Genomic DNA, 23960 nt, shown 5'->3' on the forward strand with positions numbered 1-23960 from the left:
CCCCCCCGGCCCCCGCCCGCCCCCCCCTCCCCCCCCCCGCGCCCCGCCCGGCCCCGCGCCCGGGGCCCGGGGCCGGGCGGCGCTCAGGCGGCGGCGCGGTCGCGGGCCGCCTGCTCCGCGGCCGTCCGGGAGGCCTCGAACACGTCGGTGAACGCGGCGAGCGCCGGGTTCACCTTCGACAGCGTCATCACGACGGTGATGAACTCGATGTTGTCTGCGCCGAGTACCTCGAAGGCGTGGCGCAGGTAGGGGACCTGGTGGTCCCAGCCCTCCTTGGGGGCGCCGGGGGCGTAGGAGCCCCCCTGCGCGGTGATGACGGTGACCTTCCTGCCCGCCAGCACGCCGTCGCCGGCCGTCCCGCCGGCCGTGCGGCCCATGACGATGACCTGGTCCAGCCAGGCCTTGATCGTTGACGGGTAGGCGTAGTTGTACATCGGCACCGAGATCACGTACTCGTCGGCGCTCTCGACCTCCTCGAGGTACTCCTCGCGGATCTTCACGGCCTCGGCCTGCTCGGGTGTGCGCTGCTCGGGGGGCGTCTGGCCGCCGGACACCAGCGCCCAGTTCAGGTGCGGCGGCGGGCTGGTGGCCAGGTTGCGGTGGGTCAGAGTCCCGTCCGGGTGGTGCTTGCGCCAGGACTCGGCGTAGGCCTCGGCGACCCCGCGGGAGACGGAGCCCTCCGGGGCGAGGCTGGAGTCGATGTGCAGCAGGTGGGGCATCGGAGCTCTCCTTGATCACGATCGGGAGGCGGGTGCCGGTCTCGGCGCGCGCCGCGGGAGGGAGGGTGCCGATCCGGCCGATCCGGCGCTGGCGCCGTGTGCGTCCCGTCGACTCCCCGTTGACTCCCCGTCGACTCCGGTGATTTTGGTGTGCGAGCAGATGGTCGTACCAGGCAATAATCTCTGTCAACACCTATCTGTTCTACAGATTAGTTCATGATGATCGGGGTACTGTGTTCGGGTGGAGCGGTCCTCGGGCGCGTCGCCGATGCCGGCCTCCGTCGTGCCCCGGCCCGCCTCCCCGGCGGCGGAGCGACAGGACGAGCCGTCGGCCGCCGCTGGCCCGTCTGCCGCCGGCTGTCCGTCCGTCGCCGCCGACGCGGAGCTCGAACTGCCCGACGAGGTCCGCGACGACCTGCGCTGGATCGTCGGTCAGATCCAGCACGGGTACCTGGCCGCGTCCGCGAGCGCCGTCGGTGGCCTGCCCGGTGGTCTCAAGGGTTTCTACGTGCTGGACGCCGCGGTCGGAGGAACGGCGCACAACCAGATCGAGGTCGCCCGCCGTTTCTCCATCGACCGGACCGTGATGGTCCGGCTGGTCGACGAGATGGAGCGCGCCGGCCTGGTCGAGCGCCGGCCGGACCCGGCGGACCGCCGGGCGCGAATGATCATCGCCACCGAGCGGGGAATCCAGGAGCACGAGCGGGTGCGGCGGCAGCTGCGCGCCGTCGACGACCACGTCCTGGCGCCGCTGGCACCCGCGGACCGGGAGGTCTTCACCGGGCTGGCGCGGCTCGTCGCGGCACACCTGGTCGCGATGGATCCGACCAGGGGTGCCGCCGCGTGCGCCACGGTCGAGGCCACGCTGCAGAGTGCCACCACCGGTTGTGACGGTCCCGATGCCTGCGCGGGTGTCGCCGGCGCCACCGACATCACCGACATCACCGGCGGGCCCGGTGCCGGCCGCGCCGAGCCGGGCTGCTGACCGGGCGGGTCGGGCCGCGATGACGGTCACGTGGATGTGGGAGGCGAAGGCGGCCCCCGGCCAGGCCGCGGAGCTGGAGCGATGGGCCCGAGCGGCGGTGCGCGGGCGGGATGCCGAGATCTATCTCGGCCGTGGGCCGTCCACGGGTCTCGTGGTGGTCCTCCTGCACCTCGGCGTCGAGGGGTCCACGAGTGCCGCCGGCGACCCGCCGCTCCCGGACCCCCCGGATGGGCTCATTGCCGGATCCGCGCATGCCTGGCAGTTCGAGCGCGCACCGAACCGTCTTGACAGATCCGACCTTCTTGGTTGACGTGTGTGGTGCGGGTGCTAGGTTGGCACTCGGCACTTGAGAGTGCCAGCGACAGGCGCCTGTTCACCCGCGACGGCAGGCCGCCAGGGTCGCTCTCTCATCCAGCGAAGGAAGGGGGAGGTCGATCGTGACGACCGCCACCAAGGTTGCAATCAAGCCGCTCGAGGACCGGATCGTCGTCCAGCCCTCGGACGCCGAGACGACCACCGCGTCCGGCATCGTGATCCCGGACACCGCCAAGGAGAAGCCCCAGGAGGGGACCGTCCTTGCCGTCGGCCCGGGTCGGTTCGAGGACGGCAAGCGCGTCCCGCTCGACGTCAAGGTCGGCGACGTGGTGCTCTACAGCAAGTACGGCGGCACCGAGGTCAAGTACGCCGGCGAGGAGTACCTGGTGCTCTCCGCTCGGGACGTCCTGGCGATCATCGAGAAGTAGACCGGACGCCGGTAGCAGCAGGCAGGGCGTGTCCCACCGGTGGTCCCCTGGTTTCCGCCGGGGGGCCGCGGTGGGGCGCGCCCTTCTTGTTTCGCCGGGCCGCGGTGTCGGGAGGACACACAGGTATGCCGAAGATTCTCACGTTCAACGAGGACGCCCGCCGCTCGCTCGAGCGGGGCGTGAACGCCCTCGCGGACGCGGTCAAGGTGACGATCGGCCCGCGCGGCCGCAACGTCGTCATCAGCAAGTCGTACGGCGCGCCGACGATCACCAACGACGGTGTGACGATCGCGCGTGAGGTCGAGCTGGACGACCCCTACCAGAACCTGGGGGCGCAGCTCGCCAAGGAGGTCGCCACCAAGACCAACGACGTCGCCGGCGACGGGACGACGACGGCCACGGTGCTGGCCCAGGAGATGGTCCGCCAGGGCCTGCGGCAGGTGACGGCCGGAGCCGGCCCGCTCTCGCTCAAGATCGGCATCGAGGCGGCGGTCGCCGCTGTCTCGTCGGCGCTGCTGGAAGCCGCGATCGAGATCGGCTCGAAGGAGACCATCGCGCAGGTCGCCGCGATCTCGGCGCAGGACGCCCAGGTCGGCGAGCTCATCGCCGAGGCGATGGACAAGATCGGCAAGGACGGTGTGATCACCATCGAGGAGAGCCAGACCATGGGTCTGGACCTCGAGCTCACCGAGGGGATGCAGTTCGACAAGGGCTACATCTCGCCGTACTTCGTGACCGACCAGGAGAGCATGGAGGCCGTCCTCGAGGACGCCTACGTGCTGCTGCACCCTGGCAAGATCAGCGCGCTGAACGACATCCTGCCGATCCTCGAGCAGGTGGTGCAGGAGCGTAAGCCGCTGCTGATCATCGCTGAGGACGTCGAGGGCGAGGCGCTGTCGACCCTGGTCGTCAACGCGGTGCGCAAGACCTTCCAGGTCGTCGCGGTGAAGGCCCCCGGCTTCGGTGACCGCCGCAAGGCGATGCTGCAGGACCTCGCGGTCCTGACCGGTGGCCAGGTCGTCGCCACCGAGGTGGGTCTCAAGCTCGACTCGATCACGCTCGCCGAGCTCGGCCGGGCGCGGCGGATCGTCGTCGACAAGGACCTCACCACGATCGTCGACGGTGCCGGCGACGCCGACGCGGTCGCCGAGCGCGTCCGGCAGATGAAGGCGGAGATCGAGCTCTCCGACTCGGACTGGGACCGCGAGAAGATCCAGGAGCGCCTGGCCAAGCTGGCCGGCGGGGTCGCCGTCATCCGCGTCGGCGCCGCCACCGAGGTCGAGCTCAAGGAGAAGAAGCACCGTCTCGAGGACGCCGTGTCGGCGACCCGGGCCGCGGTCGAGGAGGGCATCGTGGCGGGCGGCGGCAGCGCGCTCGTCCACGCGGCCAAGGTCCTCGACGGTGACCTCGGCCTGACCGGCGACGAGCGTTCCGGGGTGCGGGTCGTGCGCGCGGCGCTCGACGCGCCGCTCACCTGGATCGCGCGCAACGCCGGTCTCGAGGGCGCGGTGATCGTGTCCAAGGTCCGCGAGGGCGACGTCGGCCGGGGCTTCAACGCGGCCACCGGCGAGTACGTCGACCTGGTCGCGGCCGGCGTGGTCGACCCCGTGAAGGTCACCCGCTCCGCGGTGGCGAACGCGGCCTCCATCGCCGCGCTGCTCATCACCACCGAGAGCCTGGTGGCGGAGAAGCCCGAGGAGGCCGAGGCCGGCCACGGTCACGACCACTCGCACGGCGGCCACGGCCACGGCCACTCGCACGGGCCGGGTTTCTGAGCCGTCGGGTGAGCTGAGCCGTCGGATGACCGGCGGTGCACTGCCCGGCACCTGTGGCGGGTAGTGCGGTGATTCGGCAGGTGAGGCCCGGTCGGTCCGCGGACCGACCGGGCTTTGTCGTGTCCGGGGCCGTGACCGCCCTGGCTCGGGGTGCGGGTATCGCCGGCGCGCGGCGCCACCCGAGGTCAGGGATCCGACAGCGGCCCCGGGGCGCTCACCCGTCGCGGGTGGTCGCCGGGGATGGGGAGACATGCCCGCATACGGCGGCGCGAACCGGCCTGCTGGCGGGAGCGGCGCCGGCGGGGAGACACCGGGAACACGAGTCCCCGGTGCTCGGCCGGCGGCGCGCGTACTCCGGGCAAAAGAAAAGATCCCCGGGCCCGTACGTCCCGGAGTGGGGGTACAGGACCGGGGATCTTCGCATCCGGCGGCCGGTTTCAGCAGGCCGGGGCGAGCCCCGGCCGGGCGGGCGCGTGACGGGCGGCGCCCCTGCGGGTGCGCCCGGTGAGGACCGCCTCCCGCTCGGACTCGCTCATTCCGCCCCACACGCCGTACGGTTCCCGGGCGGCGAGGGCATGTTCCCCACATGCCCGGATTACCGGGCAACGTGCGCAGATCGCCTTCGCCGCCGCCTCCCGCGCGGCTCTGGCCGGGCCGCGTTCGCCCTCGGGATGGAAGAACAGCTCGGTGCTCTCACCTCGACAGGCGCCGTGGAGCTGCCACTCCCACTTCTCCGCGCCGGGGCCTGGAAGTCGTCGGACGTCGGTCATCGGCCTGACCCCCCCTTTCGACCTGAGCGGCTGGCGCCGCGACTACCCGGTCACCGTAGCCGCTCGCCATCGACTGGAGATCTTGGAATTTCACCCGGTCGACCGGCGCCGCCTCCCCGGTGAGGTCCCTGCTGCCCGGTAGGTTCACCGAGAGGCTGGGACACCGTGGATGCCGTCCACCGCTGACGGACCGCGCTACCGGCGCAGGCTCGCGCAGACAGCGGGCGGGACGGCGCGACCAGATGGAACCGTGGACGTCCGACCGCCGGTGTCGACGCGTGCGGATCACCGCCGGTCACGGGTGGTACGCGCCCCGCCGACAGTCCCTCGCCTACCCGCCGCCGGTGCGGGTCACACGAACCGACATCGAGTTTCCCCACACGCTCGCCGCGGCGGGCTGTGCGGGGCGGGGCGAACGGCCGCGCTCCGATGCCGGCCCCGGCGTCGGTCGCCGGAGCCGCGGGCGGGCAGGGGTGCCCGGCCCGTGTCGGCCGGGCCGGGTTGTAACGGCTGGTGAGAGCCGGTCGGTCAGCGGGTGTCCGCCTCGGAGGCGGCTGAGGCCTCGTACACCCCGTCGGCGAAGCCGCGGGCGTACTCCCAGCTCACGTAGCACGCCGGATCCGGGGCGAAGGCAGGCTCGTGCACCCGTGTACGGCCCTCGTCGAGGAGGTGCCGTAGGTTGCCGGCCAGCAGGTCCCAGTCGAAGTAGTGCGGCTCGGCGCACCCCTCGCAGTCGACGACGAGACCCCGGTAACCACGTGGTTCGAGCAGGGTCCGGAAGACGTCGAGGTCGCCCAGCTCGGCGAGGATCTCTTCCCGCTCGCGTAGGGACAGCGGTTCGAGTAGTTCCAGATCCTCGGCGGAGTCGAGCTGCGCGAGCTCGGCCGCCGGGTCCTCGGGGTCGCCCGCGAAGGGGTCGAGGGGCTCGTTGCTCACGAGGAACACGCTACGCTCGCAGCCCAAGCTTAGTGGTCCCGATACGGAGTCCGGCACTGACGTGCGGGGCTTTCGCTCCAGCATGCCCCAATCTGTCCCAGCCTGGATGGCTTCCCTTCGTGCCGGGGCAGCTCGTCTGGTGTGGCAGCGACGGGCCGCGCGCATGGTCCGTGCTCCGCGCGCCGGTTGTCTGTGACCCATTTATGCGATTCCGGATCCGTGACGCCGGCCCGTGTGGTAGCAGCTGGTCCGTTTTGCACCTTTGGTGAGCGTTGTTTGGAAGGGGTGCCCACGGACGGGTGCGCCCCCGGCCCCGGCGCCCGTCCTGTGGCATGTGTGGTGCTCTCGGTCACGCCGGGGAGTTCGGAGCCGTTGCCGGGCCTCTACGATGGAGTATCACCGTCGCCCGACCGGCGGGCCGCGCGGAGCCCAGCATGCTTCACCCGCCTGCCCGGGCAGACCGGCTCGCGCCGGTTCCCGGGCGCGGGACTCCCCAGACATCGCGGGGACGCTCCCGCCGGCGCCGGGCCGATGCGAACGGAAGGTGCCATGGACGGTTCCCCCGCCAACCCGACGACCTCGATCACGCGCGCGACCGGGGAACCCGACCTCGACCAGTCGCCCGGCCGGCCCGGCGCCGTCCGGCACGCTCCTGACAGCCTGGGCGCCGAGGGGCCGGCTCTCCCGCCGAAGCTCGCCATGCTCGGCCTCACCTTCGACGACGTCCTGCTGCTGCCGGCGGCGTCCGAGGTGGTGCCGTCGGCAGTCGACACGACCACCCGGCTCTCCCGCAACATCTCGCTGGCGGTTCCGCTGGTGTCCTCCGCGATGGACACCGTGACCGAGGCCCGGATGGCGATCGCGATGGCCCGGCAGGGCGGCGTCGGCGTGCTGCACCGCAACCTGTCCGTCGACGACCAGGCACAGCAGGTCGACATGGTGAAACGGTCGGAGTCGGGGATGATCACCTCTCCGATCACCTGCGGGCCGGACGCCACCATCGAAGAGGCGAACGTGCTCATGGCGCGTTACCGCATCTCCGGCGTCCCGGTGACCGAGCCGGACGGCCGCCTCGTCGGGATCGTGACCAACCGCGACATCCGCTTCGAGCGGGACTACACCCGCCGCGTCCGCGAAGTGATGACCCGCATGCCGCTGATCACGGCACCGGTCGGGGTCTCGGCGGACGACGCGCTCGCCCTGCTCCGGCACAACAAGGTCGAGAAGCTGCCCATCGTCGACGGGCACGACCGGCTGTGCGGGCTGATCACGGTCAAGGACTTCACCAAGCGCGAGCAGTACCCGCGGGCGACCAAGGACGCGGACGGCCGCCTCGTGGTCGGCGCCGCGGTCGGTGTCGGCGAGGACGCGCTGAAGCGTGCCCAGGTCCTCGTCGCCGCCGGGGTGGACTTCCTCGTCGTCGACACCTCGCACGGCCACCACCATGCCGTCCCCGACATGATCGCTCGGATCAAGGCCGACATGCCCGCCGGGGTGGACGGCCGTCCACTCGACGTCATCGGCGGCAACATCGCCACCGCGGCCGGGGCCGCCGCGCTCATCGCGGCCGGCGCCGACGCTGTCAAGGTCGGGGTCGGGCCGGGCTCGATCTGCACGACCCGGGTGGTCACCGGCGTGGGCGTTCCGCAGGTCACCGCGATCTACGAGGCGGCGCGGGCGGCGCGGGCCGCCGGCGTGCCGGTCATCGGCGACGGCGGGCTGCAGTACTCCGGTGACATCGCCAAGGCGATCGCCGTCGGGGCGGACACCGTGATGCTCGGCAGCCTGCTCGCCGGTGTCGACGAGAGCCCCGGTGAGCTCATCTTCATCAACGGCAAGCAGTACAAGTCCTACCGGGGGATGGGCTCGCTCGGCGCCATGCGCAGCCGCGGCGACACCCGCTCCTACTCCAAGGACCGCTACTTCCAGGACGACGTCCTCTCCGACGACAAGCTCGTCCCCCAGGGCGTCGAGGGCCAGGTGCCCTACCGGGGCTCGCTGGCCGGGATGGCCCACCAGCTGATCGGCGGCCTGCAGGCCGCGATGGGGTACACGGGTGCCGCGACCATCCGTGATCTCCAGGAGAACAGCCAGCTGGTGCGGATCACGTCGGCGGGCCTGACCGAGAGCCACGCGCACGACGTCCAGATGACGGTCGAGGCGCCGAACTACACCCGGTGAGCCGCGGCCGGTGGTCGGGAGGTCTCTCTCCGCCACCGGCCGCCAGCCGTTCCAGCGGCCGGCGCCGCTCGTCGTTCCGTATCCCCGCCGCCGGACGCCGACGCACCAGGCAGGATGGTCGGCGGGACCAAACGGGCTGACCAGGAGGCCGGGACACGGTGGCAGACGTCGAAATCGGTATCGGGAAGAACGTGCGAGTGGGCTACGGCCTTGACGCCGTGGGCATCGTTCCCTCGCGGCGCACCCGGGACCCAGCCGACGTGTCACTCGCCTGGGAGATCGACGCCTATCACTTCGATCTGCCGATCGTCGCGGCGCCGGCCGACGCGGTGACCTCGCCGGAGTCCGCGATCGCCGTCGGGCGCCAGGGTGGGCTCGGCGTGCTGCACCTCGAGGGGCTGTGGACCAGGCACGAGGACCCCGAGCCGCTGCTCGAGGAGGTCGCGGAGCTGGGCGCGCGTTCCGGCGCGGTGGCGGCGACCAGACGTCTGCGTGAGCTCTACGCGGCGCCGGTGCAGCCCGAGCTCATCGGGGCGCGGCTGACGCGGATGCGGGAGGCCGGTGTGGTCACGGCCGCCGCGCTGCGCCCGCAGAAGGTCCGGGCACTGTGCCCGCACGTGCTGGCCGCGGGCGTGGACCTCCTCGTCATCCATGGCACGGCGGTGTCGGCCGAGCACCAGTCCAGGCGCACCGAGCCGCTGAATCTCAAGCAGTTCATAGGACAGCTCGACATCCCGGTGATCGTCGGTGGCTGCGCATCCTTCTCCACGGCACTGCATCTCATGCGGACGGGCGCGGCCGGCGTGATCGTCGGAGTCGGTGCCGGCCTCGGCGACGACACGGCCGAGACCCTCGGAATTGGCGTTCCGCTGGCGACCGCGATCGCCGACGCGGCCGGCGCCCGGATGCGGTACCTCGACGAGTCCGGCGGCCGGTACGTCCACGTCATCGCGCATGGCGACCTGCGCACCGGCGGGGACGCGGCGAAGGCCGTGGCCTGCGGAGCCGACGCCGTGATGGTGGATTCGCCGCTCGCGCAGGCGGTGGACGCCCCTGGGCGGGGCTCGGTCTGGTCGATGGAGATCCTGCACTCGGACCTGCCGCGCGGGCGGTGGGCGCCGGTCGAGACGTCACGTACCGTCGCCGAGATCCTCACCGGGGGCGAGGCCGCGGCCGAGGACGGTGTGGCGAACATCGCCGGGGCCCTGCGGGCGGCGATGGCCACAACGGGCTACGCGACGTTGAAGGAGTTCCAGAAGGCGGAGATCATGATCGCCGCCGGGCGCTAGCGGAACGGGCCCGGAGAGCCGGCGGTGTGCGTCGGTCGTGCTGCCGACCCGGACGCCTTGGGTGTAAGTCCGTCGTGGCACCCTTGGAGCCGTCCGTCTCCGGATCGAAGGATGACCGATGCGCCTCGACGAGAACGGCCGCTGGGTCAGCGACGACGGCGCCTATGTCTGGGATGACGCGGCCCAGACCTGGCGGCTGGCGAATGCCACGTCGCCGTCCGCCATGCCCGCGACCGGCTCGGGCCGGACGGCCTCGGGCCAGACCGGTCCGGCCCAGGCGGGCTCCGGCCAGACCAGCTCCGGCCAGACCAGCTCCGGCCAGACGGGTTGGACACCGCCGCACACGGGTCCGCTCGCCCCGAGCTCCGGCGGCTCCGCCGGCACCGGGGCGACCGGGCCGATCTACACCGGGCAGGCGTACGCGGGGCCGGCCGACACGGGCTCCTCCTACGGCGGCCGCCCCGGCTCCGGCTACCCGGACCCGGCACGGTCAGACCCGGGAAGCTCAGACCCGGTGCGGTCAGATCCGGCATGGACGGGCCCGGTGCGGGCGGGCCAGGCGCCGGCCGCGCGGGAATCGGGCCGGCCCACAACGACCGGCCCGTTTTCGACCGGCCCGTTTCCAACTGGGCAGCTTCAGACCGGGCCGATGCCCACGGGGCCGATGGCCACCGGGCCGATGCCCACGGGGCCGATTCCGACGGGGCCGATGCCAACCGCCCGGACAGCCACGGGCGCGTCCGGGAGCCGGGCAGACTCCGCCGTGGCGCCGAGCGATCCTGCGGAGAACACGACGGGCATCCCTCGCCGGATGACGCGGCCGCGGCGGCCCCGGCCGGCCGGGCAGCTCGACGTGGCCGACACCGATCTCGACAACACCGATCTCGACGACGCCGATCCCGACGACGCCGGCCTGGACGGCCCGCACCTGGATGACGCGGACCCGGACCGCTGGGCCGGTGACGATGACGATGACGAGGCGGGCCTCCGGGGCCGCGGTGCCAGGCCGGGCGACGGCCACGGCCCCGAGGGCGGGGGAGCGCGGCGGTTCGTCGGCGGGCTGCGGGCGTCCGCACTGGATTCCCGGGCGCGCTGGGGTGCGGCGGGCCCGGGCGGGACGTCCGACAACGGCGGCGGGCCCGACGGCTACCCGAGGGCCGAGGACCCCGCCCGCGGGATCGCCGCGATGCTGCGCCGGCCGACCGTGCTCGCGGTGGCCACGGCGTTCGCTCTGGTGGTCGCGCTCGGCGTGGCCGGGTTCCTCGTTCTCGGCGGGGGCGACGACAGCGGTTCGACCGCCTCCGCGTCGTCCACCGGGGTGGGCAGGTACGACGCGGGCGTCCGGAAGGACTACATCGACGCCTGCCTCGGCGTGAGCGACGGCAACGAGCGCTACTGCACCTGCACGCTGGAGAAACTCGAGGCTGACTACACCCAGGAGCAGTATCTGGCCTTCAACAGCGACGTCGAGTCCGACAACTCCCAGCGCATCGTGCGCGAGATTTACGCGGCCTGCCGCAATCTCCGGTGAGAGCCCCCGTGTACAGTGGGATGATCCCGTTTGCGACCGATTCGTGCTTTCCACCCGCAAGGGCCAGGGCAACGGCAACGGCGAGGCTGCCGTTGCGAACGGGGAGACGGGCGCATCCAGATCGGACTCGTCCGGAGCGTGTGCGTCGCGCACGGGTTTCGTGCGGGGTGCCCGGATCGGTCGGTCACCCGCCGGCCGGCGCGTGGTGTGTCCGCAGTGGCGGGTCCGGTCCCGGTGAGCGGTGTCGTGTTCGGATGGCGTCGGCTTTTAACGGCGCGACAGGAAGCGGCCAGCGTGAATTCGGCCAGTACGTTCACGGCCGGTACATTCAGACGGCTGACCGCCTTGGGACGCTGATCAGAGAGGCGGGCGATGCTCACCGGCGAGTGTGGTCGATGAGCATGGTCGACGTCCCGGCGGCAGCGCGACGCGGGTTCGGCGCCGGGACGTGGGCATCCGGCTACCTCGGTGGCAGGTGGGTGATCGCTCCGTGACCGTGGACGGCACCGACCGACCCACTGGCGGTCGTCGTGACGACGACTTCTTCGCGGTCGAACGAGTCGGCGAACCCGACGACACCGCGGTCTCCCGCCCGGCCCCCGCGGCCGACGGCGGCTGGGACGTCACCCCGTGGCCGGCCTCCGACCTGGACGTGAGCGCCGGCAGTGGTCCGGCCCGTGGTGTCGCGGGTGGTCCGCTGGTGGACGGCCCGGTGCTGGGCGGTCCTGTCGTGGGCGGCCCGGCCGTCGGCGGTCCGACCGTGGGTGGCGGGCCGTCGGTTGGCGACGATCCGTTCGACGTCAGCTCGACCTGGAACGGGCCCGCCCCGGTCATCGGGGGGCCGCCGTCCGACCTGGGCCGCGCCGCACCCGACGTCCAGCCCTCGCCGCACTCCCCGGCACCGCACTCCTCAGGGCCCTACTCCCCAGGGCCGCACACGCCGGCGCCGCACCCCGCGGCACCACACACGCCCGTCCCGCCGGCCTCGGCGCCGCAGGTGGGCCTACCGCCGGCGGGCCCGTCGGTGACGGGCGGCTTCCGGGTCCCGACCGGGTACGAGTCGGCCCCGCCCGCGTCCCCGCGCTCCTACGTGGAGCCGACACCGCCGCCACGGTTCCCGACCGAACGCGGGTCCGCCCCGCCGGGCCGCGTCGGGGGCCCGGACACCGGTTCGGTCCGCATCGGCGGCCCGGATACCGGCTCGGCGCCCGGCTGGGGTCCCGCGAGCCCGGGTGCGGGCGCGCCCGGCATCAACCCGGTGACCGGCAGCTTCCCACTGCCACCGACGAACCGGACGCAGCCGCCCGCCGCGAGATCCGGGGGTGCTCCCGGGCCCAGCGCCTACCAGGGTTATGACCCGGCGCGTCCGCAGAGCACGCCCCCGCCGCCGCAGCCGGGCGCCGGCCATCCGGGTGGTCCCGGTCTGCCGCGCCCCGACCAGACCGGCGGTTTCCCGCGCCCGGACCAGACCGGCGGGTTCGCGCGCCCCGGCGCCGCCTACCCGAGCCGGCCCGGCGAGCCCGAGCGGCCGGCTCCGCGGCCGGTTGACCCGTGGAACGGCCACAGCACGGGCTCCGGGCCGCGCCCCGACCTGTCGCTGCCTCCCCGGGCAGGCACGCCGTCCACCGACCGCGGCCGGGACGACCAGCAGCGCAACGGCTACGACCCCCATGGGCGCAGCGGCTACGAGGTCCGTCCGGACCAGTCCCGTGGCGACCGCGGCGTGGCACGCGCCCCGGACGGCTACGGGGCGAGCGGCCCGACCACCGGCGGCTACCGTCTCGGTGACCCCGGCAGCGGCCCTGCGCCTCTCGGCGGCGCTGGTTCTCCCGGCGGGTCAAGTTCTCCTGGTGGGCCTGGTGCTCTTGGCGGTATGTCGGCACCCGGTGGTGGTGCGACCCCGGGCGCGGCCGCGCCGGGGCGGCCTGTCGGCCCCGGGCCGGTGGCGCGCGCCGCGCTGCCGCCCGGCTCCTGGTCCGGGTCCCCGAGCGGGGCGCTTCCGATCGACGGGCGTCTGAACAGCGGTCGGCACGCAGCGGACCGGCCCGGTTCCCCGAACGGCGACGCGTCCGGCCCGTGGCGGTCGCCGCACCGGGATGATCCCGCGGCCTTTCCGCCCGATCGCCCTCGCGGCGCCGGTCTCCCGCCGCTGGCGAACGATCCGCTCTCCGGTCCGCTGCCGGTCGCCGCCCTGCCGCCGGGACGTCCCGAGCCCGGACGCCCCGGTGGCCGTCCGGAACTGGGCCGTCCGGAACTGGGCCAGCCGGAACTGGGCCGACCCGAGCTGGGCCGGGCTGAGCCGGGCGGCCGAACCGGCCCTGCCGGGGCCGCGCGCGCGGAGCCGCTCGCCCCGGGGACGGCGCCGTCCGGGCCGTGGCGTTCTCCGTCGCCCCGCGCGGCTGTCGAGGACACCATGACCACCACGCGCTCGCCGTTCCGCGGGTCGGGGGCCCTGCCGGCGCTGCCCCCGGGCCGTTCGGTGGCCCCGGGAGCTCCGGGAGCCCCGGGAGCCGACCAGGCACCGGTTCCAGGCACGCCGCCGCCGGCGCCCGGTGCCGGGACGGGCCCGCGCGCCGCGACCGGCCCGCGCGGCGCGACCGGACCGGCCGCGGCGGGTGCCGCGCCGGGTCGGCCCAGACGTCCCGAGAGCGCGGCGGAGATGACCTCCCTGGTCACCCGCCGGGGCCGGGCGGGTGCCGCCGGCGCGGCCGACCGGGGAGACGACTCCGGCTGGCAGCCGTCCCGGGGGGCTCGCCGGACGGGTGCCCGCGGGGTGCCCGCGGACCGCAGGCGCACCCCGAACCCGACCACGGACACGAACAGCCTCCAGGCCGTCTCCGCGCCGCCGGCGCGGCGCACCACGCCACGGCCCGCCGACGCCCCCGAGGACACCGGCTCGACCGGCCGGTCGAGCCGGTCCCGCGCGGGCCGGCCGGGCCGGGGAGGCACGGACGCCGAGGACCTGCACCCGGAGAACCGCCGGTCGGCGGCGCGTGGCGCTGGCCTGGCCGGGTCAGGCGGTGGGGGCGGCGCGGCGGGCGGAACCCGCGGTAACGGCGGCGGAGCTGGTGGCCGCGACGGGCGTGGCCGGGGCGCCGGGGATGACCGCCCGTCGACCCGCGCGGTCGGGGTGCTCGAGCCGGCCGAGGTGGAGGACGAGGCGGACGACCAGCCGTCCACGCCGGACAGGCTGGCCTGGCTCAAGGAGGGCTGGATCGGCCCGCTGGCCATCGCGCTGGTGGTCTCCCTGTTCGTGGTCGGGGCATACACCCTGCTGATCGGGGGAGACAGCGGGGACCAGACGCCGCCCGAGCCCACCGCCACGCAGTCCGAGCCGCCGGCGCCGACGAATCCGGAGGCCCTCGCTGGTAAGGCCCTGGTCAACGGCACCTGGCACTGCCGCGTGATGGTGGACGGGGGGCAGGCCCTCACCGGTGACCTCCTTCCCGACAAGCTGGTCGTCGATCCGACGGGCCTGACGTATCGATGGAACGACGGTCAGGGCGTCTACACCATCACGCCGAAGCAGGGCGACGTCGCGGCGCCGCTGATCTCCGAGGTCCAGTTCACCAGTGGTCCGCTGCAAGGAGTCACTGGCAAGAGCCTTATCACCACCAAGGAAAACAGTGGTTTCGCGAGTGGCACGCTGCTGCTCGACGCCATGCCGAACGTGTCCGCTCGGGGTTGCTTCGTGAACTGAACCACCTCGCGTAATCCCTCCGAGGGGGCAGCGGCGGTTGCGCATGAGCGCTGTCAGCGCGACGGATATGGTTCACTGCGCTCCGTGAGCATGTATCGCTAGAATTCCGGCAAATGGTGTCGGAGAAGATCCGGCTCGCTTCCGCGGGGCGCGGTGTTGGCGGACCCGGTGAGATGGTTTTATTGGCCATGCGGCAGGATCGGGTGTCATGTTCTGGTCTGACCGTGTTGCGGGTACCAGGCGGCGGCAGGCCGCCCACGAGGTCTCGAACCACGGAGGCCGCGGCCTCCTTCATCCGGTTCGGCCCGACCCGGTAACGGCGGCGCAGAGCTCTCCGGAGGCATCGGATTCCGTGGCCGCGGCGAGCTCCCCGGTAGCGCGGGGCCCCCTGGGCCCGCGGGTGGAGACGCGGCCGGAGGGATGGCGCCTGGTGGATCGCCGCGGCCTGCTGAAGGCCGCCGGGATGGCCGCCGTCGCGGCGCCCGCCACGAGCCTGCTGGCGGCCTGCGGGGGCGGTGGCTCCGGTGGTTCCGGCGCACGCTCGGTGCGCATCGGCGTGGTCAGCCCGCGCACGGGCTCGCTGCGGCTCTATTCCGAGGTCGACGCGCATGTCGTCGAGACAATGCGCACGATCTTCAAGGACGGCATCCGGGTCGGCCGGAGCACCCTGCCGGTGGAGATCTTCGTTCGGGACGGCCAGTCCGACCGCAACCGGGCCGCGGCCGCCGCGACCGACCTCATCTTCACCGACCGGGTGGATGTCGTCCTGGTCGGCGGCACCTCGGACAACGCCAACCCGGTGTCCGACGCGTGCGAGGCCAACGGCGTCCCGTGTATCTCCACCGAGGCTCCGTGGGAGTCGTGGTTCTACGGGCGCGGCGGCAACGTCCAGGCGCCGTTCTCCTGGACCTACCACTTCTACTGGGGCATGGGCGACCTGCGGGGCGCCTACACGACTATGTGGGGGCAGCTGGACGTACCCCGCGTGGTCGCCCTGCTGCTTCCCAACGACCAGGACGGCGCCACCTTCTCCAACGGCGTGTTCGGTCTGCCTGCGCTGGCCCAGGCCGGCTTCCGGATACTTTCTGAGTTCCCGGCCTATTCGGTCGGTCAACGTGACTTCAGTGCGCATGTCCAGAAGATCATCGATAACGACGTGGAGATCGTCGCGGGTGTACCCAATCCGGACGACTTCGCCGTGTTCTGGCGGACGCTGAACGACCGGAACTACCTCCCGAAGGTCGTCACCATGTCGAAGGCGCTGTCCTTCGAGCGGGACGTGGAGAACCTCGGTGCGACCGCGAACGGTTTCACCACCGAGGTCAGCTGGTCGCCGAAGCACCAGTTCCGCAGCTACCTCACGAACCGCACCGCGGAGGAGCTGGCCAGCGAGTACGTCGACCAGACGGGACGGCCCTGGGCGCCGTCCCTGGGCTTCACCCACGCGCTGTACGAGGTGCTGGCCCAGGCGCTGGTGAACGTCGACTCCATCGACAACGCGCGCGGCATCGCCGACGCCATCGCCCGGGTGAAGGCGAACACGATCGTGGGCACCGTCACCTTCGGCGGGGCCCAGAACGTCCCCAAGAACGTGGGGAGCATCCCGCTGGTGGGCGGCCAGTGGCGTCAGCAGAACAACACCTTCAACCTGCGCGTCGTCGCCAACAACGGCAGCAACATCGCGCCCGACGGGCCGGTCGAGGACCTGCAGACGGTGCAGAACCGCTGATCCGAGGTAGGAAACAGGGCCGGGGCCGGGGGCGGCGGCCCCGGCCCCCGGTGGGGGAAGCGGCGGTCTCCGAAGCCGGCGGCGGCGCGGCCAGTCCGGAAAAGCAAAAGGCGTGGGGGGGGGGCCCGGTTTGGGGCCCCCCCCCCCCCCACGCCTTTCCGACCGGGAGATCCCGGAACGGCGATGCCTCAGGTCCGCGCCGCCGCGCGGGACATCGTGTGCTCGACGACGGCGATCAGCGCGCTCTTCGTGGAGTCGCGGTTACGGGCGTCGCAGGTGATGATCGGGACGGCCTGGTTGATCTGCAGGGCCTCGCGGACATCCTCGATCGAGTGGCGCAGGATCCCGTCGAAGCAGTTCACGCCGACGACGAACGGCAGTTGACGCTGCTCGAAGTAGTCGACCGCCGCGAAGCAGTCCGCCAGCCGTCTGGTGTCCGCCAGGACGATCGCGCCGATGGCACCGCGCACGATGTCGTCCCACATGAACCAGAACCGGTACTGCCCGGGCGTGCCGAACAGGTACAGGATCAGGTCCTCGTCCAGCGAGACGCGGCCGAAGTCCATGGCGACCGTCGTGGTGGTCTTGTCCACGAGGTGGGTGAGGTCGTCGACGTGCGCGCCGGCCTCGGTCATGACGGCCTCGGTGCGCAGCGGGACGATCTCGGACACGGAGCCCACGAACGTCGTCTTGCCGGCGCCGAATCCGCCCGCCACCACGATCTTCACCGAGGTCGTGGCGACGGGCGGAGTTGACCCGTCTGTGGTCAGAGCTTTCGAAGGCCACTGAGAACCCTTTCGAGCAACGCGAGATCCGGTGCCTCATCGCGGTCCGGCTGCTGGTGGACGCGGACGAAGCCTTCGTCCGCCATGTCGCCTACCAGGACGCGGGCGACTCCGAGAGGCACCCTCAGACCGGCGGCGATCTCGGCGATGGATCGCACCTGCCGGCACATGGCGGCGATGGTCTGCTGCTCCAGGTTGAGGCTTAGCGCCCGCTCCTCGCCGAGCGGTGTCGTGAAAACGAGTGCCTCGATGGCGAGCTCGTAACGTGACCGAGTCCGCCCGCCGGTCATCGCATAGGGGCGGACGACCGGTCCGGGCGCGTTCTCGGGATCGATGCTCACCCTGACTCCCTGGACCTACCCATGTTCACCGCGGAAGCGTTCCCTGCAGCTCGGCTCGCAGAGCCGGTGTGAGGACGTCCTTGGCACGGGTGACGAGCAGTGCCATCTCGTAACCGACCAGTCCGATGTCGCAGGACGGTGCGGCGAGTACCGCCATGCTGGCCCCGTCGCTGATGGCCATGATGAAAAGGAATCCGAGCTCCATCTCCACGACGGTCTGGGTGACGGCGCCGGCCTCGAAGACCCGGGCGGCTCCGCCGGTGAGGCTCACCAGCCCGGAGGCCACCGCGGCGAGCTGGTCGGCGCGGTCGCGGGGGAATCCGTCCGAGACCGCCAGCAGCAGTCCGTCGGCGGAGACCACCACGGTGTGGGCGACGCCCGGAACCCGGTCGACAAAGTTATTGATCAACCAGTTGAGGTTCTGGGCTTCGGAACTCACGGGTGTCACCGTTCCTCCTGCGCGTCACGTCGGGGGTTCCTCGTGGTGTCCGTTCCGACATCACGTCCCTGCCGCACGCCCTGGTAGAAGCTGGCGAGCCGACCACCGACAACCTCTGGGGAGCGTGTCGTCGGCTCTGCTGGGGGACGCCGGCTAGCCGCTGGTTCGGCGCTGCCGGGCACGAGATGGGTCATGGGAACTCGAACCGGAAGTCCGGACCGTGTGGTGCCGCCGGCGCTGGGCTGCCGGAGCTGCTCCGCGGCCTTCCAGCCGGCATCGCCGGCGGACGACCAGGAGCCCTCCGGCTGCTGCCCTCCGGCGACCACAGGCTGCGGTCCTGTTTGCGGAGCCTGCCGCGGTGCCTGCGCCGCGCCGGCCGGAACCGGTGCCCCTGGGAGCGGAGCGCCGAGACCGGGACGGCGGATCCCCCGCGCGGGGGACTCGACGACCGGTTCCCCCCGGGCCGGTGTACGCGGTACCGCGGGAGGCTGCGTGGTGCGGTGCACCGGCGCCGACGGCTGGGGCCGCTGGGGCAGTGGCGTGACCTGGTGGATGGGCTGCTGCGCGGGCGGAGCCTGCCGGGTCGCCGGCGGCTGCTGCCCGGCGCCCTGGGCCCGTACCGGGCCGCGGGTGGGCCGCTGCCCACGCCGCTCACCCTGCCCGTTCGACGAGCCGTTCGCCGAGCCGTTCGAGGGCGCCGGCGACCGGCGCTGGAACCACGCCGAGACGGAGTCGAAGATCGGCGTGGTGTCGACGTCCTCGCCCTGCTCGGCGGCGGCCAGCTCGCCGGTGTCCTCGGCCTGAGGCTGGACGGGCCGCTCGAGGGGGCCCGTCTCCCTGGGCGTGCGGAACGCGGCGGCCAGGTTGGGGCCGGTCCGCGGGAAGGGCCCGGTCTGGTCGGGACTGGGCCGGGTGGGCGCCCGGTTGAACACCCCGCCCGGCCGGGAGAGCGCGTCCGTCTCCGGCTCGGCGTACATCGAGGTCGGGCCGGTCGGCGGGCCGACCTGCGCCGAGTGTTCGTCCTGCTCCGCCTGGGCGTCGGGCAGGAGGTACCCGCCGGTGTCGGCGCGCTCCGGCTCGGGCTCGTCGCCCTCGCCGCCGCGGCCGATCGCCATCGGGTAGGTGTACGGGTGCTCCCCGGTGTACGGGTCGACGTCGTTCTGGCCGTCCAGGCGCTGGGGCAACGGGCCCGAGTCGAACGCCTCGAGCGCGAATTCGGCGGAGTCCTCGGGACCGGTCTGGCCCTGGGTCGGGAACGGGTCGTTCTCCTCGTGCCGCGGCTGCCCCGACCCGTTGAGCATGCGCTCGTCGGGGCCGTTTCCGGGGTGGTGCCCGTTGCGGGCGGGCCCGTCCGACTGGCCGCCGCCCCCACCGAACAGGGACACGGGGCCGGTGTTGGGGAAGCCTCCGGAGGACGGTCCCTGCCCGAAGCCCTGCCCCTGGTCGAAGCCCTGCCTCTGCCCGAATGCCTGCCCGAGGCCCTGACCCTGGCCGAACCCGGAGCCCTGTCTGGAGCCCTGTCCGGGTCCCTGCCCGAAGCCGGGGCCCGTCCCGGTGCCGTTGCTGCTCGGCGCCAGCGAGGATCCGCCGGCGGCGGCGGACGCGGCCGGGTCGACCGTGGGACTGAAGTTGGTGGTCGGCAGGCCACTCCCTGCGCCGTTGCGGTCGCTGCCGCGGGGCAGGGCCAGCCCGCTGGAGCCGCCGCGGGCGACGGCCTCCCGGCCACCGGGCTGGCCGCCCGGCCCTCCGCTGCCCGGTCCGATCGCCGCGGCCGGGCGGGGGGCGCTGGGGATCGCGCCGCCGTCGCCCGTGACCAGCTTCGCGGGCAGCCGGACGACCGCGGTGATACCGCCGGACGCCGACTCGCGGAGCTGGACGCGGATCCCGTGCCGGCCGGCCAGGCGACCGACGGCGAACAGGCCCATGGTCCGGGAGACCGAGACGTCGACGATCGGCGGGTTCGCGAGCCGGTCGTTGACCCGCTCGAGCTCCTTGGCCGGCATGCCGATGCCCTGGTCCTCGATCTCGATCATCGCGCCGGCACCCGGGCCCAGCGAGTGGCTGGACACCATGACATCGGTGACCGGTGGCGAGTAGGAGGTGGCGTTCTCGAGCAGCTCGGCGATCAGGTGGACGACGTCGCTGACACCGCTGCCGGCGATGGACACCGACGCCGCCCCGGTCTGCTTGACCCGGGTGTACTGCTCGACCTCGGAGATCGCGGCCAGGACGACCTCGTTGACCGGGACGGGGTGCGTCCAGCGGCGGGCGGTGTCGGTGCCGGCGAGGACCAGCAGGGACTCGTTGTTCCGCCGCATACGGGTGGCGAGGTGGTCGAGCTTGAACAGGTTCGCCAGCTGGTCCGGGTCCTGCTCGCGGTTCTCCAGGTCGTCGATCAGGCGGAGCTGCCGTTCGACGAGGCCCTGGCTTCGGCGGGAGAGGTTCACGAACATCGCGTTGACGTTGTTCCGCAGGACGGCCTGCTCGGACGCGAGCCGGACCGCCTCGCGGTGGACCGCGTCGAAGGCCCGCGCGACTTCGCCGATCTCCTCGTCGGAGTCGATACCGATCGGTTCGACGTCGTCCGAGATGTCCTGATCGCTGGAATCTCGCAGCCGGCGGACCGCCTCGGGCAGTCGCCGGCCGGCGACGTCGAGGGCCGCGGTCCGCAGCGCGAGCAGCGGCCGGACCAGCGAGCGGGCGACGACCACGGCGGCGAGCAGGGCGCTGGCGAGGATGACGACGATCAGCAGACCGGACAGGAGGGCGCCGCGCTGGATCTGGCCGCGCAGCTCGCCGACCCGGTCGTCGGTGATACCCAGCAGGCTGCCGGTGACCTCGGTGCCGAGGTCGATCGTCTCCTTGGTGGCGCGCAGCCACTTCTCGGAGTCGATGGCCTCCAGGGGCTGCCCGACGGGAGCGTTGAGGACCTGCTCCGTGTACAGAGCGGTGTTCTCGATGTCGTTGTTCTCGTTGGAGTTCAGCTTGTCCCGGTAAATGGTGAGCTCGGCGGGAGTCGCGTCTTCCTCGAACGCTCGGAGCAGTTCCACGCGCTGTGAGTAGGTGCTCAGGAACTCTCGGTAGTCCTCGGTGGTGAATGGACGCCCACTGATCGCCACTCCGTGTACCAGTGCCTGCTCCACGGCGAGTTCCTCGTTCGCCCGGACGAGATGGTCCGTGGCGGTGACGCTCGTGAGGAGTTGCTGGTCGTCGTTGCCCTGAGGGATCCGGACGACGAGATCGATCAACGAGTCGATGAGGGGGCTGTAGACCGCCCGCACCGAGCCCGGGTCCACCATCCGTACGGAGGCCTGGCGCAGCGAGTCCAGGCGGCCCAGCCGGTTGTCGGCCGCCTCCAGCGCCTCCCGGACCTCGGGGCCGAACGACTCCGCGCGCCCCTTGGTGACGTTCTGGTAGGCGGTGTAGGCGTCGTTCACCGCCGCCCGCCGGGACTCGACCGCGGGCAGCGACCCGGTGCGGGCCACGAGGCCCGTGGTGAACGTGCGCTCCTGCTGCAGGGAGTAGACCAGCGTGGACGCCGACCTGCTGATCTCGATCAGATCCCGTACCCGGTTCACGTCACGGGTGCTGGTCAGCACCGATGCCGCCTGGATCGACGAGTTGACCAGGATGGCCACGATCGGCACGGCGAGAATGGCGATCAGCTTGGTGCGCACCCGCCAGTTGGTGGGGTCGGTCACCGCATGACGAAGACTCCGACCACCGGACCGCTCGGGCCGGGGCGGCGTCGGGGGCCGGTCGTCGTGGTGGCCCTCGTCTTCCACGGACGAACCAGCCGCCGTCATCGGCGGCCGGTCTGCGGCCATGCCCGTGCTGCTGGCCATCGGTTGTCTGCGCACGTACCTTCGCAACCTCTCCGCCAGCCTCCCGGAACAGGTCGTACCAGGATGGCTCGGTATCGGGCCCGGATGTGCCTCACAACGCACCTTAGCGGTACGTACTGAGCACCCGAAAGGCGCCCACCGTACGCCCGTTGTCGGGCTGAGGCCAGTTGTGGGCGGTTTGCGCCGAGTTAGTCACGGATGACCTCCTCGGTGAGCACTGTCGGTCGGTCTGTCCATCGTCATCAGTGACGTTCAAGGAGCCTTAACGATGGCATCTGGGGGTTCATCGCGTTCGGTGGCCCGTTCGATCGATCGAACGGTTCGTCCGATCGAACGGTTCGTCGGTTCGGTGGCGGTTCGTCGGCGGGTTCGTCAGCGGTTCGCCGCGACGGCCGAAGGCGGCCCCAATGTGGGGCGAGTGCACGGCCATGCCGCCTGATGCTCGGGTCCACCGCCCTCCGTAGGCTTGATGGGTGAACGAGTCACCTCGCGCCAGCTATGGCTCCACCGGCGCACATCCCGGTTACGATCCGGTTCTCGTGATCGACTTCGGCGCCCAGTACGCCCAGTTGATCGCTCGGCGCGTTCGCGAGTGCCATGTGTACTCGGAGATCGTCCCGTGGGATATGCCGGTAGCCGAGATCCTGGCCCGGCGCCCGGCCGCGCTCATCCTCTCTGGCGGGCCGAAGTCCGTCTACTCCCCGGGTGCCCCCCGGGTCGACCCCGCGCTGTTCGCCGCCGGGGTGCCCGTCCTGGGCATCTGCTACGGCCACCAGGTGATGGCGCAGGCGCTGGACGGCACGGTCGCCCGCACCGGCACCGCCGAGTACGGAGCCACCCGGCTGCGGGTGGCCGACCCCGGGGTGCTCTTCGACGGCCTCCCCACCAGCCAGCAGGTCTGGATGTCGCACGGCGACTCGGTGACCGCCGCGCCCCCCGGTTTCCGGGTGACCGCGTCGACGCCGTCCACCCCGGTCGCGGCGTTCGAGGACCCCACCCGCAGGCTCTACGGCGTGCAGTTCCACCCCGAGGTCGTGCACAGCGAGCGCGGGATGGACGTCCTGCGGCACTTCCTGCTGGTCGGCGCGGGCTGCCGGCCGTCCTGGACGATGATCAACATTGTCGAGGAGGCCGTGACCGCGGTGCGGGCGCAGGTCGGCAACGGCCGGCTGATCTGCGGCCTGTCCGGCGGGGTCGATTCGGCGGTGGCCGCCGCGCTGGTACAGCGAGCCGTCGGTGACACCCTGACCTGCGTGTTCGTCGACCACGGGCTGTTGCGGGCGGGCGAGGCGGAACAGGTCGAACGCGACTTCGTCGCCTCCACCGGCGTCGACCTCGTCCACGTGAAGGCGGCGGACCGCTTCGCCGCCGCGCTGGCCGGGGTGACGGATCCGGAGCAGAAACGGAAGATCATCGGGCGGGAGTTCATCCGCGTCTTCGAGGAGTCCGCGCGTGAGCTCGACGCCCGCGCGGAGGCGGAGGGAACGCACATCGGTTTCCTCGTCCAGGGCACTCTCTACCCGGACGTCATCGAGTCCGGCTCGCCCACCGCCGCCAAGATCAAGTCCCATCACAATGTCGGCGGGCTGCCGGACGACCTGCAGTTCGACCTGGTCGAGCCGCTGCGCACCCTGTTCAAGGACGAGGTCCGCCGGCTCGGCGAGGAGCTCGGCCTGCCCGAGGACATCGTCTGGCGCCAGCCGTTCCCGGGCCCGGGGCTGGCCGTCCGCATCATCGGTGAGGTCACCCCCGAGCGGCTCGAGATCGTCCGGGCCGCCGACGCGATCGTCCGGGACGAGATCCGCCGGGCGGGGCTCGACCGGGAGATCTGGCAGGTCTTCGCCGTGCTGCTGGCGGACGTCCGGTCGGTCGGCGTCCAGGGCGACGAGCGGACCTACGGCTTCCCGGTGGTGCTGCGCGCGGTGACCAGTGAGGACGCGATGACCGCCGACTGGGCTCGGCTGCCCTACGACCTGCTGGAACGCATCAGCAACCGGGTCGTCAACGAGGTTGGGCAGGTCAACCGGGTCGTCTACGACATCACCTCGAAGCCGCCGGGCACGATCGAGTGGGAGTAGCCCCCCGCGGGTGAGGCCGGCGCCCGGGGCCCCGGCCCCGGCCCCGCCCCCGCGCCGGGGCGGGGGTACGGGCCGGCGCGGCTACGGGGGGGGGGGCCCGGCCGCCGGCCGGGG

Annotated in this window: 16 protein-coding genes and 1 pseudogene; 10 read left to right on the top strand and 7 right to left on the bottom strand. The window is 72.5% G+C overall.

All coding sequences use genetic code 11. The features are described 5' to 3' along the window. Nucleotides 1-83: 83 nt before the first annotated feature. The gene (locus MXD62_RS01205; RefSeq protein WP_248827580.1) at nt 84-719 is read right to left on the bottom strand and encodes an FMN-dependent NADH-azoreductase; all 636 of its coding nucleotides are present in this window, start codon (nt 717-719) and stop codon (nt 84-86) included. Between the two features lie 241 nt (nt 720-960). On the opposite strand from MXD62_RS01205, the gene MXD62_RS01210 reads away from it, so the two are divergent. From MXD62_RS01210 to groL, 4 genes are all read left to right on the top strand, one after another. After that, the gene (locus MXD62_RS01210) at nt 961-1704 is read left to right on the top strand and encodes a MarR family winged helix-turn-helix transcriptional regulator (RefSeq protein WP_248827581.1); all 744 of its coding nucleotides are present in this window, start codon (nt 961-963) and stop codon (nt 1702-1704) included. A 34-nt stretch (nt 1705-1738) separates the two neighbouring features. Continuing rightward, on the top strand, nt 1739-2014 hold the full coding sequence (locus MXD62_RS01215) for a hypothetical protein (RefSeq protein WP_248827582.1): 276 nt from the start codon (nt 1739-1741) through the stop codon (nt 2012-2014). A gap of 124 nt (nt 2015-2138) precedes the next feature. Further along, a complete protein-coding gene (gene groES / locus MXD62_RS01220) occupies nt 2139-2447 on the top strand; it encodes a co-chaperone GroES (protein ID WP_026240216.1) in 309 nt (102 codons plus the stop codon). A 125-nt stretch (nt 2448-2572) separates the two neighbouring features. After that, entirely contained in the window at nt 2573-4222 is a 1650-nt protein-coding gene (gene groL, locus MXD62_RS01225; RefSeq protein WP_248827583.1) for a chaperonin GroEL, read from the top strand. Nucleotides 4223-4659: 437 nt separating this feature from the next. Here groL and MXD62_RS01230 read toward each other — a convergent pair whose 3' ends face one another. Both MXD62_RS01230 and MXD62_RS01235 read right to left on the bottom strand, forming a co-directional pair. Continuing rightward, nucleotides 4660-4992 (bottom strand): WhiB family transcriptional regulator, encoded by a 333-nt coding sequence (locus tag MXD62_RS01230; RefSeq protein WP_018505082.1) that lies wholly within the window; start codon nt 4990-4992, stop codon nt 4660-4662. 528 nt (nt 4993-5520) lie between these two features. After that, a complete protein-coding gene (locus tag MXD62_RS01235; RefSeq protein WP_018505081.1) occupies nt 5521-5937 on the bottom strand; it encodes a DUF5319 domain-containing protein in 417 nt (138 codons plus the stop codon). 540 nt (nt 5938-6477) lie between these two features. Here MXD62_RS01235 and guaB point away from each other — a divergent pair. From guaB to MXD62_RS01260, 5 genes are all read left to right on the top strand, one after another. Beyond that, entirely contained in the window at nt 6478-8109 is a 1632-nt protein-coding gene (gene guaB / locus MXD62_RS01240; RefSeq protein ID WP_285223915.1) for an IMP dehydrogenase, read from the top strand. A gap of 158 nt (nt 8110-8267) precedes the next feature. Next, on the top strand, nt 8268-9398 hold the full coding sequence (locus MXD62_RS01245; protein WP_248827584.1) for a GuaB3 family IMP dehydrogenase-related protein: 1131 nt from the start codon (nt 8268-8270) through the stop codon (nt 9396-9398). 118 nt (nt 9399-9516) lie between these two features. After that, on the top strand, nt 9517-10929 hold the full coding sequence (locus tag MXD62_RS01250) for a hypothetical protein (RefSeq protein ID WP_248827585.1): 1413 nt from the start codon (nt 9517-9519) through the stop codon (nt 10927-10929). 490 nt (nt 10930-11419) lie between these two features. After that, nucleotides 11420-14629 (top strand): hypothetical protein, encoded by a 3210-nt coding sequence (locus tag MXD62_RS01255; RefSeq protein WP_248827586.1) that lies wholly within the window; start codon nt 11420-11422, stop codon nt 14627-14629. 430 nt (nt 14630-15059) lie between these two features. Further along, on the top strand, nt 15060-16358 hold the full coding sequence (locus tag MXD62_RS01260) for an ABC transporter substrate-binding protein (RefSeq protein ID WP_248827587.1): 1299 nt from the start codon (nt 15060-15062) through the stop codon (nt 16356-16358). A 188-nt stretch (nt 16359-16546) separates the two neighbouring features. On the opposite strand, the pseudogene MXD62_RS01265 reads toward MXD62_RS01260, so the two are convergent. The 4 genes and pseudogenes from MXD62_RS01265 to MXD62_RS01280 form a co-directional block, all read right to left on the bottom strand. Then, a pseudogene (locus tag MXD62_RS01265) lies at nt 16547-17144 on the bottom strand (ATP/GTP-binding protein). Beyond that, on the bottom strand, nt 17125-17484 hold the full coding sequence (locus MXD62_RS01270) for a DUF742 domain-containing protein (RefSeq protein WP_006541596.1): 360 nt from the start codon (nt 17482-17484) through the stop codon (nt 17125-17127). Before MXD62_RS01270 ends, MXD62_RS01265 begins: the two are co-directional and overlap by 20 nt. Before the next feature lie 25 nt (nt 17485-17509). Next, nucleotides 17510-17932 carry a roadblock/LC7 domain-containing protein gene (locus MXD62_RS01275; protein ID WP_020463433.1) on the bottom strand — a complete coding sequence of 141 codons (423 nt, stop codon included), beginning with the start codon at nt 17930-17932 and terminating at the stop codon, nt 17510-17512. Further along, complete coding sequence (locus MXD62_RS01280; RefSeq protein WP_248827588.1) at nt 17929-21768, bottom strand: nitrate- and nitrite sensing domain-containing protein; 3840 nt, start codon at nt 21766-21768, stop codon at nt 17929-17931. Before MXD62_RS01280 ends, MXD62_RS01275 begins: the two co-directional genes overlap by 4 nt. Before the next feature lie 473 nt (nt 21769-22241). Between MXD62_RS01280 and guaA the strand changes: the two genes are divergently transcribed. Further along, nucleotides 22242-23846: a glutamine-hydrolyzing GMP synthase gene (gene guaA, locus MXD62_RS01285; RefSeq protein ID WP_248827589.1), complete on the top strand. Its 1605-nt coding sequence runs from the start codon at nt 22242-22244 to the stop codon at nt 23844-23846. Nucleotides 23847-23960 lie beyond the last annotated feature (114 nt).

This window comes from Frankia sp. Mgl5, from assembly GCF_023242985.1.
Lineage (GTDB): Bacteria > Actinomycetota > Actinomycetes > Frankiales > Frankiaceae > Parafrankia > Parafrankia soli.